At 61.9% G+C, this 21,762-nt stretch carries 18 protein-coding genes; 3 read left to right on the top strand and 15 right to left on the bottom strand.

What is annotated here, in order from left to right; genetic code table 11:
* The 4 genes from ACIROW_RS03560 to ACIROW_RS03575 are packed head-to-tail and all read right to left on the bottom strand — an operon-like array spanning position 1 to position 6,344.
* On the bottom strand, positions 1 to 1,101 hold the full coding sequence (locus tag ACIROW_RS03560) for an ABC transporter ATP-binding protein (RefSeq protein WP_402271940.1): 1,101 nt from the start codon (positions 1,099 to 1,101) through the stop codon (positions 1 to 3).
* A complete protein-coding gene (locus tag ACIROW_RS03565) occupies positions 1,098 to 2,225 on the bottom strand; it encodes an ABC transporter substrate-binding protein (protein ID WP_402271942.1) in 1,128 nt (375 codons plus the stop codon). The genes ACIROW_RS03560 and ACIROW_RS03565 overlap by 4 nt, the downstream gene beginning before the upstream one ends.
* Positions 2,226 to 2,259: 34 nt before the next feature.
* Entirely contained in the window at positions 2,260 to 4,248 is a 1,989-nt protein-coding gene (locus tag ACIROW_RS03570) for a hydantoinase B/oxoprolinase family protein (RefSeq protein ID WP_402271944.1), read from the bottom strand.
* Positions 4,245 to 6,344 (bottom strand): hydantoinase/oxoprolinase family protein, encoded by a 2,100-nt coding sequence (locus tag ACIROW_RS03575; protein ID WP_402271946.1) that lies wholly within the window; start codon positions 6,342 to 6,344, stop codon positions 4,245 to 4,247. Before ACIROW_RS03575 ends, ACIROW_RS03570 begins: the two co-directional genes overlap by 4 nt.
* A 262-nt stretch (positions 6,345 to 6,606) precedes the next feature.
* On the opposite strand from ACIROW_RS03575, the gene ACIROW_RS03580 reads away from it, so the two are divergent.
* Positions 6,607 to 8,106 carry a M81 family metallopeptidase gene (locus ACIROW_RS03580; RefSeq protein ID WP_402271948.1) on the top strand — a complete coding sequence of 500 codons (1,500 nt, stop codon included), beginning with the start codon at positions 6,607 to 6,609 and terminating at the stop codon, positions 8,104 to 8,106.
* Between the two features lies 1 nt (position 8,107).
* Here the strand turns inward: ACIROW_RS03580 and ACIROW_RS03585 are convergent, their stop codons facing one another.
* Complete coding sequence (locus tag ACIROW_RS03585; protein WP_402271950.1) at positions 8,108 to 9,439, bottom strand: LLM class flavin-dependent oxidoreductase; 1,332 nt, start codon at positions 9,437 to 9,439, stop codon at positions 8,108 to 8,110.
* Positions 9,440 to 9,673: 234 nt separating this feature from the next.
* Here ACIROW_RS03585 and ACIROW_RS03590 point away from each other — a divergent pair, with 234 nt between their 5' ends.
* Positions 9,674 to 10,963: an O-acetylhomoserine aminocarboxypropyltransferase/cysteine synthase family protein gene (locus ACIROW_RS03590; RefSeq protein WP_402271952.1), complete on the top strand. Its 1,290-nt coding sequence runs from the start codon at positions 9,674 to 9,676 to the stop codon at positions 10,961 to 10,963.
* A gap of 94 nt (positions 10,964 to 11,057) precedes the next feature.
* Here the strand turns inward: ACIROW_RS03590 and ACIROW_RS03595 are convergent, their stop codons facing one another.
* From ACIROW_RS03595 to ppsA, 3 genes are all read right to left on the bottom strand, one after another.
* Positions 11,058 to 11,972, bottom strand: coding sequence for an SPFH domain-containing protein (locus ACIROW_RS03595; RefSeq protein ID WP_265213344.1), 915 nt, complete (start codon positions 11,970 to 11,972; stop codon positions 11,058 to 11,060).
* A gap of 10 nt (positions 11,973 to 11,982) precedes the next feature.
* A complete protein-coding gene (locus ACIROW_RS03600) occupies positions 11,983 to 12,429 on the bottom strand; it encodes an NfeD family protein (protein WP_402271955.1) in 447 nt (148 codons plus the stop codon).
* Positions 12,430 to 12,581: 152 nt separating this feature from the next.
* Entirely contained in the window at positions 12,582 to 14,948 is a 2,367-nt protein-coding gene (gene ppsA / locus ACIROW_RS03605; protein WP_402271958.1) for a phosphoenolpyruvate synthase, read from the bottom strand.
* A 419-nt stretch (positions 14,949 to 15,367) separates the two neighbouring features.
* Here ppsA and ACIROW_RS03610 point away from each other — a divergent pair, with 419 nt between their 5' ends.
* Positions 15,368 to 16,222, top strand: coding sequence for a pyruvate, water dikinase regulatory protein (locus ACIROW_RS03610; protein WP_116432523.1), 855 nt, complete (start codon positions 15,368 to 15,370; stop codon positions 16,220 to 16,222).
* 19 nt (positions 16,223 to 16,241) lie between these two features.
* Here ACIROW_RS03610 and ACIROW_RS03615 read toward each other — a convergent pair whose 3' ends face one another.
* The 7 genes from ACIROW_RS03615 to lpxD are packed head-to-tail and all read right to left on the bottom strand — an operon-like array spanning position 16,242 to position 21,640.
* Positions 16,242 to 16,709, bottom strand: coding sequence for a DUF6314 family protein (locus tag ACIROW_RS03615; protein WP_402271960.1), 468 nt, complete (start codon positions 16,707 to 16,709; stop codon positions 16,242 to 16,244).
* 6 nt (positions 16,710 to 16,715) lie between these two features.
* Positions 16,716 to 17,510, bottom strand: a complete 795-nt coding sequence (locus tag ACIROW_RS03620; RefSeq protein WP_402271962.1) for a TrmH family RNA methyltransferase — start codon at positions 17,508 to 17,510, stop codon at positions 16,716 to 16,718.
* 11 nt (positions 17,511 to 17,521) lie between these two features.
* Entirely contained in the window at positions 17,522 to 18,145 is a 624-nt protein-coding gene (gene rnhB, locus ACIROW_RS03625) for a ribonuclease HII (protein ID WP_402271965.1), read from the bottom strand.
* Positions 18,146 to 18,149: 4 nt separating this feature from the next.
* Positions 18,150 to 19,313, bottom strand: a complete 1,164-nt coding sequence (lpxB, locus tag ACIROW_RS03630; RefSeq protein WP_402271967.1) for a lipid-A-disaccharide synthase — start codon at positions 19,311 to 19,313, stop codon at positions 18,150 to 18,152.
* Between the two features lies 1 nt (position 19,314).
* A complete protein-coding gene (lpxA, locus tag ACIROW_RS03635) occupies positions 19,315 to 20,103 on the bottom strand; it encodes an acyl-ACP--UDP-N-acetylglucosamine O-acyltransferase (protein ID WP_402271970.1) in 789 nt (262 codons plus the stop codon).
* Positions 20,104 to 20,106: 3 nt separating this feature from the next.
* Entirely contained in the window at positions 20,107 to 20,571 is a 465-nt protein-coding gene (gene fabZ / locus ACIROW_RS03640) for a 3-hydroxyacyl-ACP dehydratase FabZ (protein ID WP_402271973.1), read from the bottom strand.
* Entirely contained in the window at positions 20,564 to 21,640 is a 1,077-nt protein-coding gene (gene lpxD / locus ACIROW_RS03645; RefSeq protein ID WP_402271975.1) for a UDP-3-O-(3-hydroxymyristoyl)glucosamine N-acyltransferase, read from the bottom strand. Before lpxD ends, fabZ begins: the two co-directional genes overlap by 8 nt.
* Between the last annotated feature and the right edge of the window lie 122 nt (positions 21,641 to 21,762).

Genomic DNA, 21,762 nt, shown 5'->3' on the forward strand with positions numbered 1-21,762 from the left:
TCACGCGCCCTTGCTCTCGGCAGGCAGCACCGCCAGATCGTCGGCATTCCAGACAAGCTGCACGGGCGCGCCGGCTTGCGGGACTGCAGCGAAGTCGGCTTCGGGCGCTTCCACCACCAGCTCGCCGCCGCCCGGCAGCGTAACGGTCACGTGAAGTTCAGCGCCGGTATAGCTGGCGTCACGCACCACGCCCGCGACGCTGTTGGCTGCATCGGCTTGTTGCGCATCGTTTGACGATGCCGACAAGCGAATCCGTTCCGGACGCAGCAGGAACAAGGCATCGCCGCCGGCCGCATGCGAACTTGCCAGTTGCAGCGGCACACCCGCACGCGAGAAATGTACGGTCGCCTCAAACGTGCCAACGCCGTTGGCGCGCGCCTGAATCAGATTGGCATGCCCCACAAATTCACCGACGAAACGATTGACCGGACGCCGGTACAACTCCAGCGGCGTGCCGACCTGTTGCAGGCGACCCGCACCGAGGATGCCAATGCGGTCCGACAGGCCCAGCGCCTCTTCCTGATCGTGCGTCACCATGACCGTGGTCACGCCGACGTTGCCGAGCAGGCGACGCAATTCGGTCTGCATTTCCTTACGCAGCTTGGCGTCCAGATTCGACAGCGGCTCGTCCAGCAACAGCACCTGCGGCCGGATCGCCAGCGCGCGCGCAATCGCCACGCGTTGTTGCTGACCGCCCGACAACTGGTGCGGCATGCGCTGCGCCAACTCAGACAAACGCACCAGCTCCAGCATCTCGGCGACACGGGCGCGGACGTCTTCGCCCTTGGCCTTGCGCACGTGCAGGCCGTAGGCAACATTGTCGAACACGTTCAGGTGCGGGAACAAGGCGTAGCTCTGGAACACCATGCCGATGTCGCGCCGGTGCGGCGGCAGGCTGGTGACGTCACGCCCGCCCACCACCACCGTGCCCGCGCTCGGCGCCAGGAAACCGGCGATGATGTTGAGCAGGGTCGTCTTGCCGCAGCCGCTCGGCCCCAGCAGGGAAAAGAATTCTCCCTGCGCGATGGACAGATCGACGCCAGCGAGCGCCTGCAGATCACCGAAGCGATGTGCTACGCCGTGGATGTCGATTGCACTCATTTACCGTTGCCCAGCGCTTGCGACCAGCGGTTGGTCCAGTCCGTGACTTTCGGCGTGGCGGTTTCGTAGTCGATCCAGATCAGTTTCTTGTACGCCTCTTCGCCGACCTGCACCTTGGTCTTGAGTTCGTCGTTGTACTGCACGTCCTGATTCGTCATGCCGTACAGCGAGCCATCGGAAAACGCTTTCTGAACCTTGTCGCTGGAGAGGAAATCCAGCAGCTTGTAGGCATTGGCCATATTCGGCGCACCCTTGGCGATCACCCAGTTGGCGGCGCCCACGACCGGACCATCGGTCGGATACGCGAAGCCGACCTTCAGGCCGCTTTTCTGCAAGGCGAACACGCGGCCGTCCCAATATGGCACCACCCACGCGTCACCGCGCTCAAGCAAGGTCTGGATGGCGCCCGGGCTGTCCGGGAACGCCACCGCATTGCCCTTGAGTTCAGCCAGCTTGGCGAAAGTGCGTTCGACGTCGGCATCATTCTTGAGCTCGCCACCCAGTGCATGCGTCAGGCCGGCGAAGAATTGCAGCCCGGCCGCATAGCTCGGCGACGAGATGGCGACATGGCCTTTGTACTCAGGATTCCACAGGTCGAGCCAGCTCTTGGGCGGCGTCTTCACGAGGTCGGTGCGATAGGCCAAGCCGAGCTGGCCGAGGCTGAAAGCGGCGGCGTAGGTCTTGCCGTCCTTGGTGAATTTTTCCTGCACGGTCGGATACAGCTTGGCCAGGTTTGGGATGTTCTTGGCTTCCAGCGGCTCCAGCAATCCTGCCGCGGCGGCGCGCTGCACCGAGTCAGGCTGGAACACGACGATGTCGTAGGCCGGATTGTTGCCGTTGGCGGCGCGCAGTTTGGCCAGCCACTCGGCATCGGCGCCGGGCACGATTTCGACGTTCAGCTTGTTGTCCTTGGCGTATTGCTCAAGGCCGGCGGCGCGGATGTTCTTTTCCCAGTCGCCGCCGTAGACGCCGATGACGACTTTGTCGGTGGCGGCAGGTGCGGCTGCAGCTGCAGGCGCCTCAGGCTTCTTGTCGCCGCAGGCGGCCAGGATGGCTGCTGCGGCCAGCGTCACGGCAAGGGTCGGGAGGATGCGGATGGCGCGGATGCTACGTATCGATTTCATTTTTTTCTCCAGTATGCTTTTCATCGGAATGCGATCAGGTTGCTGCAGGTATGACATTGGCAAATCGGGCGGCGGCCGCGGCAATCGCCTGGTCGCTCGCCGCCGTCTGCGGAAATCCTTCGGGCAGATCAGCGAGCGCCGCCGCGAAGGCCTGCCGGCGATGTCGGGAGCGCGCAGCGGCGGGCATGGCGAACAAGGCGGTGCTCAGGCGATCCAGCAAGGCTTCGGGGAAGACGCGATCCCAGGCTTCACGCTCGGGACCGAAGCGGCTGACGACCTGACTGCCGGCACGCAAAGCTGAAGTCGCGACCGCATCGACACTCAGCGTCCCGTTCGCCGATGTCAGCGCCACGCCGTAATCGTCATGCGCTGCATCGGTCGACAGCAGGCCGCGCAACACGTCGGTCAGCACTGCGGCAGGATCGCGTTGGAACGGGTCGCCCCAACCGCCGCCGCCCGGTGTCTGGATCGAGATTTCATCGCCCGCGGCCACCGGCAGCAGATCGATCTTGCCGAGCTCATGCGGCGCTTCGCCGGCGCGCTGCAATATCAGTCTGGCAGGCGCGCCCGGACCGCCGCCGTGTGCGCCCCAGGGACGAAAGCGCAAGCGTTCCATCCCGCGCGCAAGCACGAAGCTGTCGTCCTGCAAAATGCGGAAACGGATTTCCTGGCCATTGCCGCCGCGCCATTGACCGGCGCCGGCGGAATCGCGGCGCAGGCCGTAGTGGACGATCTCCACGCCGGTCTCGGCTTCCACCGTTTCGACCGGATTGTTGGACAAATTGGAAATGCTGCTGTCGCGGCCATCCGCACCGTCGTAGCCGCGCCGGCCGCCGGTGCCGCCCACCATCGGTTCGACCACCTGCACATTCTGGCCGAAACCATGACGCGCCGGTTCGGCCACCACAACCGGAATAATGGTGCCGCCGCTGGCGGCCGGCATGGTGTCGGGCAAGGCCTGGCCGAGCACGCCGTTGAGCGCGTCGTTGACGCGCACGGCGGCGGCATGGCGTACACCCACCGCAGCACCCGGCAGCGGATTGACCACGCTGCCCTTGGGCGCGATGACCGACACCGGCGCCAGCAGGCCGGCATTGATCGGCACGCCCTTGTCGAGCGTTGCCACCAGCGCCAGGATGCGCAGCGTCAGCCAGGCATGCGGCAAGCCGTGGCTGGGAATGTTGATGGCCGCAGCCACCTGCGGATCGCTGCCGGTGAAATCGAGCAGGATGGCGCCATCGCCGACCGTGACCGCCAGCGCGATGCGTACCGGCAAACCGGAGCCGGCTTCGTCGTCAAGATAATCGGTGAAACGATAAGTGCCGGCCGGCACCTTCCTCAGCACCGCACGCGCACGCAATGCCGCGTATTCGACCAGATCCAGCTGGGCATCCAGCAAGGCTTGCGCGCCGTGCTGCAGCAAGGTCTGCGTCATGCGTTCGCGGCCGGTGGCGAGCGCGCCCAGCATGGCCTTGAGGTCGCCCATGTTGGCGTCAGGCGTACGGCTGTTGGCGCGGAACAGCAAGGCCACGTCTTCGTTCAACTGCCCTGCCCGCATGATCTTCACCGGGGGAATCTGCAAGCCTTCCTGGAAGATTTCATGATTGGTCGGCGAGATGCTGCTCGGCACTTTGCCTCCGACGTCGGAGGCGTGCAAAAAGCCCCAGCCGTAGGCGACGATCTTGCCGTCATGGAAATACGGTTCAATCACTTGCAAGTCGGGCAAGTGCGTCGCCAGGCCGCCCGACCGATACGGATCGTTGGTCAGGATCACGTCGCCCGGCGCCAGCTCGCCGACGGCGGCGATGGCGACCGAACAGTCGAGACCGACAAAACCGGAGACGCCGAGCGCGCGCGGATAGGCGAAGAACTTCCCGTCCAGACCCGCCAGCGCGCAGCAGAAATCGGCGGTTTCCTTGACGTACAAGGTGCGGCCGGTGCGCTGCAGCGTGAGGCACATTTCTTCGGCGATCGAGGTCAGTTTGTTGCCGAGGATTTCAAGGCTGATCGGGTCGAGCTTCATGATTGGCCTCCTTGGTCTACGGCATTGAGATGCAGGTTGCCGAGCGCATCGGTGCGTCCTCGCCATCCAGGCAATATCAGGACGGTGGTGTCTTGCTGTTCAATCACCGCGGGCCCGTCGAGCACATCGCCAGCACCCAGCGCGTCGCGCTTGTAGATCTGCGCCTCATGCCAGCCGCCGCGCAGGAATACCTTGCGCCGGCTGTACGCAACTGCCGTGCCGGTCCCGGCAAAGCGCGGGGCGCCGGCGGCCGTTACCAGATGGCCGACGATGGCCAGGCGAATGGTGGAGATGTCGACCGGCGCGTGCTCGTCGCGGAAACCGTACAAGCGCTCATGCTCGCGATGGAAGGCTTCGATCAGATAATCCGCCTGCAGCGGCGACGGCAAGGGATGCGGCAAGGCGACGTTGAGTTCATACGCCTGCCCGGCGTAACGCATGTCCAGTGCGGGACGCAGCGACGGCTGGTCGGTGCCGCCCACGCCCTGCTGCTGCAACCATGCGTGCGCGCTGGTTTCGAGTTCATTCCAGATAGCGGCGACATCGCCGGCCGCACGATCGTCGAGGGTCACGCGCAGGCTACGCACGAAATCACGGCGCAAGTCGGCGGTCGCCGCACCCAGCGCACAGAATGTGCCGGGCTTGAGCGGGATCACGACATGCGCAAGGCCCGCTTCTTCGGCCAGCCAGTTGGCGTGTGTCGGACCGGCGCCGCCGAACGGCACCAACGCAAACTCTGCCGGATCGAGGCCGCGTTGCGCCAGGCTCTTGCGCAATTCGGAAGCCATCTGCGCGGTGGCGATGGCGAGTGCGCCGGAAGCGGCGCGTACCGCTGCGTCGGGCGCAGTGTCGCCCAGCGCGGCGGCGACCAGGTTCAATGCGGCTTGTGCGCGCTCAGGGTAGAGCTTCATCGCGCCGCCGACGAAGGCGTCTGCATCAAGCACGCCGGTGGCGAGATAGCAATCGGTGACGGTGGCGCTGCTGCCGCCGCGTCCATAGGCCGCAGGACCGGGATCGGCGCCGGCGCTTTCCGGGCCGACTTTCAGCACGCCGTGTTCATCGACGCGGATCTTGGAGCCACCGCCGGCACCGATGGCGGACACGCCGACCACCGGCAACACCAGCGGCAGGCCGCCGATTTCAGTGCGCGTGACCATCTCTGCCTGACCGTGCTGCGAGACCGCGATGTCGCTGCTGGTGCCGCCCATGTCGAAGGTGACGATGCGCGGCGTGTCCGACTCGACCGCCAGCCGTGCAGCCGCGACCACGCCTGACGCGGGACCGGACAGGACGGTGTCGATGGGACGCCCGAGCGCAGCGTTGAGCGACAACGAGCCGCCATTGGACGCCGTCACCAGGATCGGTGCAGTGACGCCCAGTTCGGCCGCCAGCTGCGCGAGGCGCTCGAAGTAACGGCGCATCAGCGGTTGTATGTAGGCGTTCAGCGAGGCGACGACGGTGCGTTCGTATTCGCGGATTTCTGGCCAGGTCTGCGCAGCGGACAAGACAGCGATTTGCGTCGTCGTTGGCAGCGCCTGCTGAAGGGCGGCGGCCAGTTCGGCTTCGCGCTCCGGTTGCAGGTAGCCGTTGATCAGCATGACCACCACGGCGTCAACGTCGAGCGCTGCCATTTGCTGTGCCGTCGATGCAATCTGTTCGGCATCGGGCCAGCGTGTCACCTCGCCGTCGCGATTGAAACGCGCGCCGATCTCCAGCACGCGTTCGCGCGGCAGGAACGGCTCTTCGCGGGTTGCGTGGAAATCGAATGAGGACGGCATGCGTGCGCGGCCGATCTCCAGCACGTCGCGAAAACCCTCCGTGACGACCAGGCCGACACGCGCGCCGCGACGCTGGATGATGGCGTTGAGACCGATGGTAGTGCCGTGCAGCAGCACGCCGATATCGGACGGCACCAAACCGTTTTGTGCGATCAGCGCAGCCAGGCCGTTGCGGACCGCGAGGGCCGGATCGGCGGGAGTGCTGGGTTCTTTGTGGTAGGCGAGTTGCCGGCGTTGGGTGTCGTACAGGACGAAGTCGGTGAAGGTGCCTCCGACGTCGATACCTATGCGTGCGCCGGCCGAAGAGACGGAATTCACTACGGATGCTCCAGGAAAACTGCCTGCTGCGTTTGCATGGTGACAAGAGAATGAACCGATGCGCTCACCGATGGCCAACCGCAAGATTTGCAGGCAAAGACTTCGATTGTAGGATGTCGTACTGCTCAGCGAAAATAACTTTTCCGAGTTAGCTTATGCGACATACGACTTTGTAGTTTTGTTCCTTGGTCTGATAGCGTCAATGGCGTAGTCATCGTTTTAATCTTCGTTCCCCTCGTTTTTATTATCAGGAAAGCATCGAATGCGCATCGCCATCGGCGGTTTCCAGCACGAAACCAATACCTTCTCCCGCACGCCGACGACCTGGAGCGACTTTGCCGCTGCAGACACCTGGCCCGGTCTGCTGGAGGGTGAGGCACTGCTGGCCGGGATGCTCTCTGTACCGGGTTCAGCGCCGTCCAATATCCCGATGGCAGGATTCGTCGCTGCCGCCGGGCAAACGTCGCACACGCTGATTCCGACCGTCTGGTGCGCGGCCGGCCCATCGGGTCGCGTGACGCGCGACGCCTTCGAACGGATCGTCGGCATGCTGACCGACGGCATCGCCAAAGATCGAGCGGAGGCGGTCTACCTGGACCTGCACGGCGCCATGGCGGCTGAACACATCGACGACGCCGATGGCGAGATCCTGCAGCGCGTGCGCACGCTGGTCGGTGCAGACGTACCGATCGTCGCCAGCCTCGACCTGCATGCCAACGTCTCGCAAAAAATGATCGACCACGCCGACGTGCTGGTCGCCTATCGCACTTACCCCCACGTGGACATGGCGGCCACCGGCGCGCGCGCCTTCAACTGGATCGCGCGCAGGCTGGCCGGTGCGCCGCGACCGCATGCGGCCTGGTTGCGCGCCCCCTATCTGATCCCGATGTGCTGGCAATGCACCGACGATGCGCCGGCACACGACTTGTACGCCTTGCTCGACCACGTCGATACCGCAGGAGATGACAGCGCTTCGTTCGCGATGGGCTTTCCTGCCGCCGATGTCGAAAAATGCGGCCCCGCAGTCTGGGCTTACGGCACGTCGGCACAATCGGCGCAGGATGCAGCGCAAGGCTTGCTCGACGCCGTTAATGCAGCAGAAGGCCAATTCAACGGTGAGATATTCTCCGCCCAGGATGTCGTTGCGCACGCCATTGCGATTGGGCGCGACAACAGCGGCCCGGTGGTCATCGCCGACGCGCAGGACAATCCCGGCGCCGGCGGCAGCGCCGACACCACCGCGCTGCTCAAGGCCATGATCGCCGCGCGCGCGGACAACGCCGTGCTCGGTTTACTGGTCGATCCGCAAGCGGCGCAACTTGCACATGCAGCCGGCGCAGGCGCGCGCCTGAGTTTGTCGCTGGGAGGAAAATCAGGGATCGCAGGAGACTCGCCGCTGGAGGCGGAATTCCTGGTGGAGCGCTTGCACGGCGGCGACGTCACCGCCACCGGCAGCGTCTTCAGCGGCTACCGGCTGACGCTCGGTGCCAGCGCCCTGCTGACGGTCGGCGGCATGCGCGTGATTGTTGCATCGAAACCGATTCAACTGCTCGACCTGGCGCTGCTGCGCTTCATCGGTGTCGAGCCATTGGAGCAAACGATCATCGCAGTCAAGAGCACGGTGCATTTCCGCGCCGACTTTGCGCCCATCGCGAGCAACATTCTGATCTGCGCTGCGCCGGGCGCCTTCCCGCTCGATCCCCGTCAGCTTGCATGGAGCAGGCTGCCGGGCTGGATGCGCAAAATGCCGGCAGCGCGGTAAATCAAGTTCCGGGGAAGAACCTGTTCGCCGGCCGCGGCAAACCGAGATTTTCACGCAGGGTCTTGCCCTCGTATTCGCGACGGAAAATTCCGCGCCTCTGCAGCTCCGGCACCACCTTGTCGACGAACTCATCAAGCCCGCCCGGCAGCCATGGAAACATGACGTTGAAACCGTCCGAGCCGCCGCTGTCGAGCCACTCTTCCATCTCGTCGGCAATCGATGCCGGCGTGCCGACCAGCGCCAGTCCGGAATATCCACCGAGGCGGTGCGCCAGTTGGCGCACCGTCAGGTTTTCTCTGCGTGCCAGTGCGATCACGCGTTCGCGCGCGCTCTTGCTGGCGTTGGAATCGGGGATGTCGGGCAAGGCGGCGTCGGGATCGAATTGCGACGCATCGTGGCCCAATGCAATCGACAGCGAAGCAATCGCGCTTTCGTAGTGCACCAGGCCGTCGAGACGGGCGCGGATCGCCCGGGCCTCTTCCAGCGTGTCGCCGACCACCACCAGCGCGCCCGGCAAGATCTTGAGATGATCGCGGTTCCTGCCCAGTGCATCCATGCGGCCTTTGACGTCGGCGTAAAAACGACGGCCATCTTCCAGCGTCGATTGCGCCGTGAAGACGACCTCTGCGGTTTCCGCCGCGAGCTGGCGACCGGCATCAGATGCGCCCGCCTGCACCACCACCGGCCATCCCTGCACCGGACGCGCGATGTTCAGCGGTCCCTTGACCGACAAATGCGGGCCGCGATGATTCAACACATGCAGGCGTTCAGGATCGAAATACACGCCGGCCTCGACATCGCGCACGAAGGCGTCGTCGCTCCAGCTGTCCCACAGGCCGGTCACGACATCGTAGAACTCGCGCGCCCGTTCGTAACGCACCTCGTGCCGCAGGTGTTCGTCGAGACCGAAGTTGCGCGCCGCTTCCGGATTCGAGGTGGTCACGATGTTCCAGCCGGCGCGTCCGGCGCTCAGGTGATCGAGCGAGGCAAAGCGCCGCGCCACGTGGTACGGCTCGTCGAAGCTGGTCGACGCCGTCGCGACCAGGCCGATATGTTCGGTGACCTGACTCAGCGCCGAGAGCAGCGTGAACGGTTCGAACGAGGTCACCGTATGACTGCGCTTGAGCGCTTCCAGCGGCATGTTGAGCACCGCCAGATGATCCGCCATGAAGAAGGCGTCGAAACGCGCCGCCTCGAGTTTGCGGATGAAGCGCTTCAGATGATCGAGGTTGAAATTGGCGTCGGGCAGCGCGCCCGGATAGCGCCATGCACCGGTGTGGATGCTGACCGGCCGCATGAAAGCGCCGAGCTTGAGTTGACGTCGAGTGGTCATGGCTGCCGTGCCTGAAAAAATGCGAAAGGACTTGCTGCAAAAATTATATAGACCTCCCTCTTCGCGGCTAACGATGTTTACCCAATATGGATATAACCGCAGCGATGGCACTTCAATTTCCATTTCAATTTCGCACCGCATATGGATATGCAAAATGATTCGTTCGCTGCACATCGGCGGCTGGTTAGAGTCATTTTTCCCCCTCACCCTATTCTTGACCTGCAGGAAGATCCGATGACACAAGCACCCCAATGGAAATTCGAAACGCTCTCCGTGCATGCCGGTTATACGCCTGACCCGACCACCAAGGCGGTGGCGGTGCCGATCTACCAGACGGTGGCGTTTGCCTTCGACGACACGCAGCATGGCGCCGATCTGTTCGACCTGAAGGTGCAAGGCAATATTTACTCCCGCATCATGAATCCCACCCAGGACGTGCTGGAAAAACGCGTCGCTGCGCTGGAAGGCGGCATCGCGGCGCTGGCAGTGGCGTCGGGCCAGGCGGCGGTCACCTATGCCATCCAGACCATCGCGGAAGCCGGCGACAATATCGTCTCGGCCTCCACGCTGTACGGTGGAACCTACAACCTGTTCGCGCATACGCTGCCGCAGTTCGGCATCGAGACGCGCTTCGCCGATCCGCGCACACCCGCCTCGTTCGAGCAACATATCGATGGGCGCACCAAGGCGGTGTTCATCGAGTCCATCGGCAATCCGCTCGGCAACATCACCGACATTGCCGCCATCGCCGAGATCGCCCATCGCCACGGCGTGCCGCTGATCGTCGACAACACCGTCGCCACGCCCTATCTGCTCAGGCCGATCGAACATGGCGCCGACATCGTCGTGCACTCGCTGACGAAGTATCTGGGCGGCCACGGCACCAGCCTGGGCGGCGCGATTGTCGACTCCGGCAAGTTCCCGTGGGCCAAGCACAAGGAACGCTTCAAGCGCCTCAACGAGCCCGACGTCAGCTACCACGGCGTGGTCTATACCGAAGCGCTGGGCGAAGCCGCCTACATCGGTCGCGCGCGCGTGGTGCCATTGCGCAATACCGGTGCGGCGCTGTCGCCGTTCAACAGTTTCCAGATCCTGCAAGGCATCGAAACGCTGGCCTTGCGGCTCGACCGCATCACCGCCAACGCACTGACGGTGGCGCAGCATCTGAAGAAACACCCGAAGGTGAACTGGGTCAACTACGCCGGGCTGGAAGATCATCCCGATCACGCCCTGGCGCAAAAATACTTCAAGGGCAAGCCGTCGGGCATTCTGACTTTCGGCGTCAAGGGCGGCCTCGTCGGCGGTGCGAAATTCCAGGATGCGCTGCAACTGTTCACGCGCTTGGTCAATATCGGCGACGCCAAGTCGCTGGCCACGCATCCGGCCTCGACCACGCATCGCCAGCTCTCGCCAGCCGAACTGGTGAAAGCCGGCGTCACCGAAGACACCGTACGCCTGTCGATCGGCATCGAGCATATCGACGATCTGCTTGCGGATCTGGACCAAGCGCTTGCTACGGTCTGATTGCCTTGCGCTGATTCGCTTGCAACGCTCGTAAAAAAAAGCCTGAAAATTTCTCTTCAGGCTTTTTCTGATTCGACGTCGACGCTGTCCTGGCTTATTTTCCCTGCGCCTTCACGACTTGCAGCGCGCTGGCAATGAGCGTGCTCATGTCGCTCAGGTTGGCCGGCACGATGATGGAATTGTTTGTCTTGGCCAGTTGCGAAAATGCTGCGACATACTGTTCCGCGACTTTCAGGTTGACCGCTTCTTCACCGCCCGGCGACTGGATCGCCGCCGCCGTCTTGCGCAGCGCTTCGGCGCTGGCGTTGGCGATGGCGATGATGGCGGCGGCCTGACCTTCGGCACGGTTGATCGACGCCTGCTTTTCACCTTCCGACTTGGCGATGGAGGCTTCGCGTTCGCCGGTGGCGATGTTGATCTGCTCCTGCTTGCGGCCTTCGGAAGCAGCGATCAGCGCGCGTTTTTCACGCTCGGCGGTGATCTGCGCCTGCATGGCGTGAAGGATTTCCTTCGGTGGTGTGAGGTCCTTGATTTCGTAACGCAACACCTTCACGCCCCAGTTCGCGGCCGACTCGTCGATGGCGCTGACGATGGCGGTGTTGATGTGGTCGCGTTCTTCAAAGGTCTTGTCGAGTTCCATCTTGCCGATCACGGAGCGCAAGGTGGTTTGCGCCAGCTGGGTGATCGCCGCAATGTAGTTTGACGAACCATAGGATGCGCGCATCGGATCGGTGATCTGGAAGTACAGGATGCCGTCGACTTGCAATTGCGTGTTGTCGCGCGTAATGCAGACCTGCGGCGGCACGTCGAGCGGGATTTCCTTTAGCACGTGCTTGTAGGCGACGCGATCGATGAAAGGCACCACGATGTTCAGGCCAGGCCCCAGCGTCGCGTGGTATTTGCCGAGGCGCTCGACCACCCAGGCGTGCTGTTGAGGCACGACTTTTACCGTCTTGATGACGAAGATGATGGCGATGAAAAAAATGACCAGCGTCACGCTTCCGAACATGAATATTCTCCTAGTGGTGTGAGGCTTGATGGGAGACGATCAGGCGGCTGCCCCGTACTTCCCGGATAATGAATTGTCCTGCCTGCACAGGGCTGCCTGCGGCGAGTTCGACGTCCCACTCGGCGCCGCGATAGCGGATACGCGCGGTGTGGGTGCCATCGAGATCGTTCCAGTGATCGACGCTCACGCTTTGGCCGATGTCGAGGTTCACGTTGGGGTCCCGCCCGGCCTCATTTTTATGCCTGCGGCCAAAGCGGCTGCGCCGCAATGCGCCGATGGCGGCAAAGCCGATCGCCGCCGCCAGCAGCAACTGCCACTCCAGTTTGCCGCCCAGCAGCGCGGCGACGCCGCCGGCCCCGAGACCGACCGCAATCATCAGCAGATAGAACGTGCCGGTGAAGAGTTCCACGCCGACGGCCACGCCGGCCAATACGAACCATATCGCCCAGTCCATCATGTCCTTGTTCCTTTTCAGAGATGGTGCGAAAAACTGCTGCAGACCTGCTTACCGGCAAGACTGTAACAGCCTATTCGCAAAAAGCAAAAACGCGGGCACGAAGCCCGCGTTTTTGTTGAAGCAAATAAGCTGAAATAACGAAGCCTGCTTGCTTACTTTCCTGCGTGGCTGGCCGCCAGTTTTTGCCAGGTGTCGACCACCGAATCAGGATTGAGCGAAATCGATTCGATACCCTGCTTCATCAGCCATTCCGCAAAGTCCGGATGGTCCGAAGGACCCTGGCCGCAGATGCCGACATACTTGCCCTTGGCGAGGCAAGTCGAGATGACCTTGGTCAGCAAGGCTTGCAAGGCCGGATCGCGTTCATCGAAATCGGCTGCCAGCAATTCCATGCCGGAGTCGCGGTCCAGGCCCAATGTCAGCTGCGTCAGATCGTTGGAACCGATCGAGAAGCCATCGAAGTGCTCGAGGAATTCCTCCGCCAGAATCGCGTTGGAAGGCACTTCGCACATCATGATGACGCGCAGACCGTTTTCGCCGCGCTTGAGGCCGTTCTTGCCGAGCAGGCCGATGACCTTTTCCGCCTGGCCCAGCGTACGGACGAACGGCACCATGATCTCGACGTTGGTCAGACCCATGTCGTTGCGCACGCGCTTCATCGCCAGGCATTCCATTTCGAACGCTTCGGCGAAATCGGCAGCCAGGTAACGCGCCGCGCCACGGAAGCCCAGCATTGGATTTTCTTCGTCCGGCTCGTAACGCGAACCGCCGATCAGTTTCTTGTACTCGTTCGACTTGAAGTCGGACAGGCGCACAATGACCGGCTTGGGCCAGAATGCCGCCGCGATGGTGGCGATGCCTTCGGCCAGCTTGTCGACGTAGAAGGCCTTCGGCGAAGCGTGGCCGCGGGCGACCGACTCGACTGCCTTCTTGAGGTCGGCGTCGATGTTCGGGTATTCCAGGATTGCGCGTGGATGTACGCCGATATTGTTGTTGATGATGAATTCGAGACGCGCCAGACCGACGCCGCCGTTCGGGATCGACTGGAAGTCGAAGGCCAGTTGCGGGTTGCCGACGTTCATCATGATCTTCAACGGAATCGACGGCAGTTCGCCGCGTGCGACTTCGGTGATTTCGGTTTCCAGCAGACCGTCGTAGATCTTGCCTTCGTCGCCTTCGGCGCACGAAACGGTGACCAGCGTACCGTCCTTGAGCACGTCAGTGGCGTCGCCGCAACCGACCACTGCCGGCACGCCCAGTTCACGCGCGATGATCGCTGCGTGACAGGTGCGGCCGCCGCGGTTGGTGACAATCGCCGCGGCGCGCTTCATGACCGGTTCCCAGTTTGGGTCGGTCATGTCGGCAACCAGCACGTCGCCCGGCTGGACGCGTTCCATCTCGGCGGCATCGCGAATCACGCGCACCGGACCGGCGCCGATCTTCTGGCCGATCGCGCGACCGGTTGCCAGCACGGCGCTGGAACCCTTGAGTTTGAAACGTTGCTGCGCATCGGTCGCCTTTTGTTGCGACTTCACGGTTTCCGGACGCGCCTGCAGGATGTACAGCTTGCCGTCGCGGCCATCCTTGCCCCATTCGATGTCCATCGGACGCTCGTAGTGCTTCTCGATGATGGTGGCGTATTTGGCCAGCTCGACGATTTCGGCGTCGTTGAGCGAATAGCGGTTGCGCATTTCGACCGGCACGTCGACGGTCTTGACCGAGCGGCCGGCCTTGGCTTCGCCGGTGAATTCCATCTTGATCAGCTTGGAGCCGATGTTGCGGCGGATGATCGGCAGCTTGCCTTGTTCGAGCATCGGCTTGTGGACGTAGAACTCGTCCGGATTGACCGCGCCCTGCACCACCGTTTCGCCCAGGCCGTAGCTGGAAGTGATGAAGACCACATCCTTGAAGCCCGATTCGGTGTCGATGGTGAACATCACGCCGGCGGCGCCGACGTCGGAGCGCACCATGCGCTGTACGCCTGCCGACAGTGCGACTTCAGCGTGAGTGAAGCCCTTGTGGACGCGATACGAGATCGCACGGTCGTTGTACAGCGACGCGAACACGTGCTTCATCGCTTCGAGCACGTTGTCGATGCCGACCACGTTGAGGAAGGTTTCCTGCTGACCGGCGAAGGACGCGTCAGGCAAGTCTTCTGCGGTCGCGGACGAACGCACGGCGAAAGACATCTCCGCGGTGGAGTCGGCAACCAGTTTGTCGTAGAAGGATTTGATCTGCTGTTCCAGCTCAGGCTGGAAAGGCGTGTCGATAATCCATTGACGAATCTCCGCACCGGCTTGCGCCAATGCACGCACATCTTCGATGTCCAGCGTGACGAGACGATCTGCAATGCGTTGGGCCAGCGTTGCGCCACCATTTGCACTGTGTTCCAGAAAGTCGCGGAAAGCCTGTGCGGTCGTGGCAAAGCCACCTGGCACCCGGACTCCGGCACCGGCCAGCTGGCTGATCATTTCACCCAGTGACGCGTTCTTGCCGCCGACGGACTCGACATCCGTCATGCGAAGATTTTCAAAGGAGACTACGTATGCGGCCCCCTGGGCAGAACCCATGTTTACTGCGTTGGACATAACAACCTCTAGTTTGATGATGGGAAATCTTCGCGGCGCCGGCGATCGTCATTTGTTCTTTGTTATTTTGGGACGAAGGCGACATAATTGGTGCAAATGCGGATGCAACTGCCAGATCAACTGCAGGTAGCGCGGCACGGCTCAGGAGGTGCGTGACTTGATGCAAACGGCGCGCGGCAGTTCCGAAGGTGTTTGCGACGGCAAACATCCAGATGGTTTCGGTCAACTTGCGCAGCACGTTCAGGGTCATTTTGAGCTAGCTTCTCAATCTGTTGCATGGCATTTTACATGGGTAGCCGACTTTTTTTCACTCCCCCTCTTATTTTTATTGTTTTCTTTTTAACAACACTATGCTCGATCTCGCTCCGCCTTCACATCCGGTCCCGTTGCCGCCCGCCAACCGCACGGTGTTCTTCGTTTCAGACGGTACCGGTATTACGGCGGAAACGCTCGGCCATTCCGTGCTCAGCCAATTCGAGCTGCGTTTCAAGCAAGTGCGGCTGCCGTTTGTCGATACGCTGGACAAGGCCTATGACGCCACGCGCCGCATCAATGAAGTGGCCGAAGTCGACGGCAAGGCGCCGATCGTGTTTTCGACACTGGTGAAAGCCGACCTGTCGGCGGTCATCCGCCAGTCGCGGGCAATGCACATGGACTTGTTCCAGACCTTCGTCGAACCGCTGGAGCAGGAGCTCGGCGTCAAGTCGACCCATACCATTGGCCGCAGCCACAACACCGCCGATTCGGAAGAGTACAAAAACCGCATCGAGGCGATCAATTTTTCGCTGGCGCATGATGACGGCCAGTCAAACAAGAACCTGGCCAGCGCCGACGTCATTCTGGTCGGCGTGTCACGCTCGGGCAAGACCCCGACCAGCCTGTACCTGGCGATGCAATACGGCATCAAGGCGGCCAATTACCCGCTTATTCCGGAGGACTTTGAACGCGACAAGCTGCCGAGCGGGTTGGTAAATTTCAAGAAGAAGATTTTCGGCCTGACGATCGCAGCCGAACGCCTGTCGGAAGTGCGCAATGAACGCCGCCCCGGCAGCAAATACGCCGCCATCGAAAACTGCCGCTATGAAATCAATGAGGCGGAAAAGATGATGCGCCGCGAAGGCATCCGCTGGATGTCGTCGACAGCCAAGTCGATCGAAGAAATCGCCGCCACCATCCTGCAGGAAATCAAGCCGGAAACCCGTTGATATCCGCTGCGCACGCCAACTAGCCAGGCGCTCTGGTGAAATGCGTGTGCACCAGATAGTCCTTTTGCGGACCGTCAATGCGCGTGCGCAATTCGAACTGGTCAGTGTCAATCAACTGATAGCTGCCGTCGTAACGGTCGAGTATGCAGAGATGCGCCTCGACCGGCAGCAAAGCCTGTTTCACCGCGTCATAGCGATAGCTCTGGTAGGCCTGCCCGGCCTGCATGCCGTCGGCAAACGCCACGTGCACAAGGTCGCCCGCAATCTCGTAGTCAAAGCGGCGCGAAAAAGCGACCACACGCCGGTCGGCCGTCAGCCGCAGCTGCCCCGATTCCTTGTAATGCAATAGAGGCGTGTCGGAGACCCGCAGGAATTCGGCCGTACCATCAGCTTCACCGATCAATACATCCTCGGCGCCCAGCATGGTGCGGGAAAAATTCCAGCGTCCGCTGAAATAGGCATGGAGATCCGGCGACAGGAAGTTCATCGCCACTCAGGAGGCGCTGCCCTGCTTTTGCCGGACCTGCTCGAAGAAGCAAACCGCTGCGGCGGCAGCGACATTGAGCGACTCCATCTCGCCGAGATGCGGAATCACGACCTTGTCGCTGGCGGCATCGAGCAGATCGTCGGCGACGCCCTGCCCTTCGTGTCCGAACAGCCAAGCGACGGGTTGCGCCAGATCAGTTTGATAGATGGTTTTTTGTGCGTAGGAACTGGTCGCCAGCACCGGGATACTGCCGCCCTTGCACAGGCTCAGCAAATCGGCGTTCTCGAATATCTCCAGTTGAAAATGCGCCCCCATGCCGGCGCGCAAGACCTTGGGCGACCACGCGGCAGCGGTGCCTGCAGAACAAAACACCTGGCCGATACCTGCCGCTGCAGCGCTGCGCAGGATGGAGCCCAGGTTGCCGGGATCCTGCAAGCCGTCGAGCAACACGGCAGACGTCGTCAACACCGACGGCACGGACGGCTGCGGCGTCGCAATCACCAGCAACAGACCAACACCGTTTTCGACCTGGCTTGCTGCCTGATACAGCACGTCGGGCAAGCAAATGCATTGAACTCCTTCCGCTTCGCATTGCGCCAACAGCGGCGCCACTTCCGCATGATGCAGAGCACTTTCGGCGACGATGCAAAACTCAGGCTCTCCGCTGGCTTGCAGATAGGCTTGCGCCAGATGCACGCCATCGAGCAGGCTGCGACCGGCCTTGCGTCGCGCCTGCGCGCTGGTGGCCAGCTGCTTGAGCTCCTTGTACAGCGTGTTGTCGCGCGAGGAGATCGTTTTCACGGTCACTCCTTTCAACCCACGTTCAACAAAGCACGCACCGGCGCGTACGACTTGCGATGCACGGGCGAGACGCCATGCAGGCGCAGACGTTCCAGATGCAGTGCGGTCGGGTAGCCCTTGTGCTGATCGAAGGCATAGTTCGGATACTGCGCGTGCAGCACCAGCAAGGCGGCGTCGCGCGCGGTCTTGGCCAGGATGGAAGCGGCCGAGATCGCCGGCACCTTGTCGTCGCCCTTGACAATGGCTTCCGAGCGTATCGTCATGACCGGACAGCGATTGCCGTCGATCAGCGCCAGCGTGGGGATGGTCTTGAGCGTTTCGACAGCGCGGCGCATGGCCAGCATGCTGGCGTGGAGAATATTGAGCTGGTCGATTTCATCTTCCGAACACTCCGCAATCGCCCAGGCGATGGCGCGGTCCTTGATTTCAAGCGCAAGCGCATCGCGGCTGGATTCCGAGAGTTTTTTCGAATCCCGCAAGCCGACGATCGGACGCGCCGGATCGAGAATCACGGCGGCAGCAAATACCGGTCCCGCCAAAGGCCCGCGTCCTGCTTCATCAACACCGCAAATGGTCTCCCCGGCGTAGTTGTCGAACGCAAACAAGGACAGATTCAGATCTTGTTTCTTCGCCATGGTGTCAGTTTCCTGGTGCAAATCGCGCACGCTGCCGGTCCAGCAAGGCGCAGACCGCCTGCGCGCTGGCGCTGGCGGTATCGCGCAACAAGCTGTGGTGCATATCGGTAAACCGCTGGCGCAGGTTCCTGCAATGTTCCTGATCATCCAGTTGCTTCCACAACGCATCGGCCAGCGCTTGCGGCGTGGCGGCGTCCTGCAGAAACTCCGGCACGAGAAACTCGCGCGCCAGGATATTCGGCAGCCCGACCCAGGGCTGGTAGTTCATGTGGCGCATGATGGCGTAGGACGCGCGCATCATCTTGTAGGCGATGACCATCGGCTTCTTGTACAAGGCCACTTCCAGCGACGCGGTGCCGGAAGCGACCAGAACGGCATCAGCCGCTTCCATTGCCACATGCGACTGGCCGCTGATGACGTGGATGCCAAGATCGGCGCTGCCAGTCTCCACAATCAATTGCTCGAAATACGCGCGCTGCTTGTCGCCGGCCATTGGCGCCACGAACTGCAATTGCGGCTCGCGCTGGCGCAACAGTCTGGCAGCGCCAAGGAAGCTGGCGGTGTTGTACTTGAGTTCGGACATGCGGCTGCCCGGCAGGATCGCCACCACACGATGGTCATGCTGCAAGCCGAGCGCAGTGCGTGCGCCGGTCTGATCGGGCTCCATCGGGATGATTTCCGCCAGCGGATGACCAACATAGGTGACCGGAACGCCGGCCTTGCGGTAGATCTCTTCCTCGAACGGAAAAATCACCAGCATGTGCGACACCGCACGGGCGATTTTCTTGATGCGACCGCCGCGCCACGCCCAGATTTGCGGGCCGATGAAATGCATGGTCGGAATACCGGCATCGCGCAGTTGCTGCTCGAGGCCGAGATTGAAACCGGGATAGTCGATGCCGATGAATACCGACGGCCGCTCGGCCAGCAACTGGTCGCGCAGCGTGTTCTGTATGCCTTTGAGTTCGCGGTAGCGCGGTATCACTTCGAACAGCCCGCGCACGGTCAGCTTGTCCATCGGCCAGTCGCTCACGAAGCCATGCTCTGCCATGTGCGGTCCGCCGATGCCATGCATGCGCGCGTCCGGCAGGCGCGGACGCAAGCCGGACAGCAAACGGCTCGCCAGCAGGTCGCCCGAGCTTTCGCCGGCGACCATGGCGATGGACATGTTATCGGATGATGCCACGAGAGGACGAGGCGATGAATTCGCGCATCAGGCGGATATGAGCGGCGGACTCGGGGGAATTTTCTTCTTGCTGCTGCAACGCTTGCTTGGCCTCTTCGAGCGGCAGGCTGGAACGATAGATCGCTTTATAGGCGCGCTTGATCGCGGCGATTTGCTCGGGCGTGAAACCACGGCGCTTCAGGCCTTCGCTGTTGATGCCTGCCGGCACTGCGCGGTTGCCCGCCGCCGTCACGAACGGAGGAATATCCTGGCTCACGGCCGCAGTAAACGCCGTCATGGCATGCGCGCCGATCTTGCAGAATTGGTGCACCGACGTGAAGCCGCCCAAGAACACCCAGTCACCCAAATGGACGTGCCCTGCCAGCGTGGCATTGTTGGCCAGGATGATGTTGTTGCCCAGCTGGCAATCGTGCGCAATGTGCACGTATGCCATGATCCAGTTGTCGTCGCCGAGGCGCGTGACTCCCGCATCCTGGGTGGTGCCCAGGTTGAAGGTGACGAATTCACGGATGGTGTTGCGGTCGCCGATTTCCAGGCGGGTCGGTTCGCCGGCGTACTTCTTGTCTTGCGGCGCGGCGCCGAGGGAGCCAAACTGGAAGATCTGGTTGTCGCGACCGATCGTCGTATGGCCTTCGATCACAACATGCGGGCCAATTTTGGTGCCAGCGCCGATGCGCACGTTGGGGCCGATGACTGAATAGGCACCAACCTCAACCGACGCGTCGAGCTGCGCGCCCACCTCGATCACAGCGGTAGGATGAATGCGCGACATGGATCAGCCTGCCTGGCTGGCGTCGCTGGCGCTGCGCATCGTGCACATCAGGTCGCCTTCAACCGCTACCTGGCCGTCGACAGTCGCAACCGCCTTGTATTTCCAGATGCCGCGGGCGCGACGGGTGATTTCCACATGCATCTTGAGCTGGTCGCCCGGCTCTACCGGACGCTTGAAGCGCGCATTGTCGATACCGACGAAATACACCACGGTGCTGGCGTCCGGCTTGCGGCCTTCAGTCAGGAACGACAGCAGCGCGGCCGTCTGCGCCAGCGCTTCGATCATCAGTACGCCCGGCATCACCGGCTTGTGCGGAAAATGGCCGTTGAAGAACTCTTCGTTCACGGTCACGTTCTTGATGGCGGTGATGTCCTTGCCGCTTTCCCATTCGAGGACGCGGTCCACCAGCAACATCGGATAACGGTGCGGGAGGTATTCTTTGATTTGATTGATGTCGAGACTAGTCATTTTTTTGCTCAGTATTTTGCGCAGTAAGCTGCTCTGTAAGCGATTTGATCGTTTTTTCCAACGCACGGATTTTCTCACGCATTGTGCCCAGATTGCGCACCAATGCTGCGGATTTTTCCCATTCTCCGTGCTTGGCGATGGGATAGAAGCCGGTATATTGGCCCGGCTCCAGAATGGAACGCAACGCCAGCGTACCCGCCGACACATGTACCCTGTCGGCGATGGTGATATGCCCGTGGATCATGGCGGCGCCGCCGATCGAGCAGTATTTGCCGATTTTGGCGCTGCCGGCGATCCCCGCACAGGCGGCAATCGCGGTGTGCGCGCCGATATGGCAGTTGTGTGCGATCTGGATCTGGTTGTCCAGCTTGACGCCGTCTTCCAGCACCGTGTCGGACAAGGCGCCGCGGTCTATGGTGGTGTTGGCGCCGATTTCGACGTCGTTGCCGATCACTACCCTGCCGACCTGCGGAATCTTGACCCAGACGCCGCTCTCGTTGGCAAAGCCGAAACCATCCGCGCCAATGACCACGCCGGAATGGACGATGCCGCGCTCACCGATCTCGCAACCCGAGTGAAACGTCACCCGCGCATAGAAATGCGTGTCCGCGCCGATCTGTGCATTGCGCCCGATATAGCTGCCTGCATCGATGACGGCGCGTTCGCCGATGACCGCACCGGCCTCAATCACGACCTGCGGACCGATGGTTGCACTTGCCGCCACCAAGGCGCTTGCGTCAACGCAGGCACTGGCGTGGATGCCCGGCACAACCGGAATCGCAGCCTGTGCCGCGAACAGCTGCGCAGCCTTGGCAAAATAGGCGTAGGGATTCTTGGTGACGATGCGCGCGCCCTGGTAGGCGACCACGGCGTCATCATCCGCTTCCGACAAGATCAGGACCGCTGCTTGCGTCTGCTCTGCCTGCGAACGAAACTTGGGATTGGAGAGGAACGTCATGTGCGACGATGTCGCGGCGTCCAGAGGGGCAATACCGTCGACCTCGATCTGCGCATTGCCTTTAAGCTGGCCACCCAAGCGTTCGACCAACTGTTCTAGCCGAATACTCATGCTGGCCTTCGTAGATTATTCCGTTACCTGCTCAGGCAACACAGATTGAACATTTCTTCTCGGAACAATCTGCGCGCCTGGGGTGAACATGTGATGAATTGCGTTATTGCGTTATTGCATTT

Source organism: Herbaspirillum sp. NPDC101397, from assembly GCF_044767325.1.
In the GTDB taxonomy this organism is placed as follows: Bacteria; Pseudomonadota; Gammaproteobacteria; order Burkholderiales; family Burkholderiaceae_D; genus Herbaspirillum.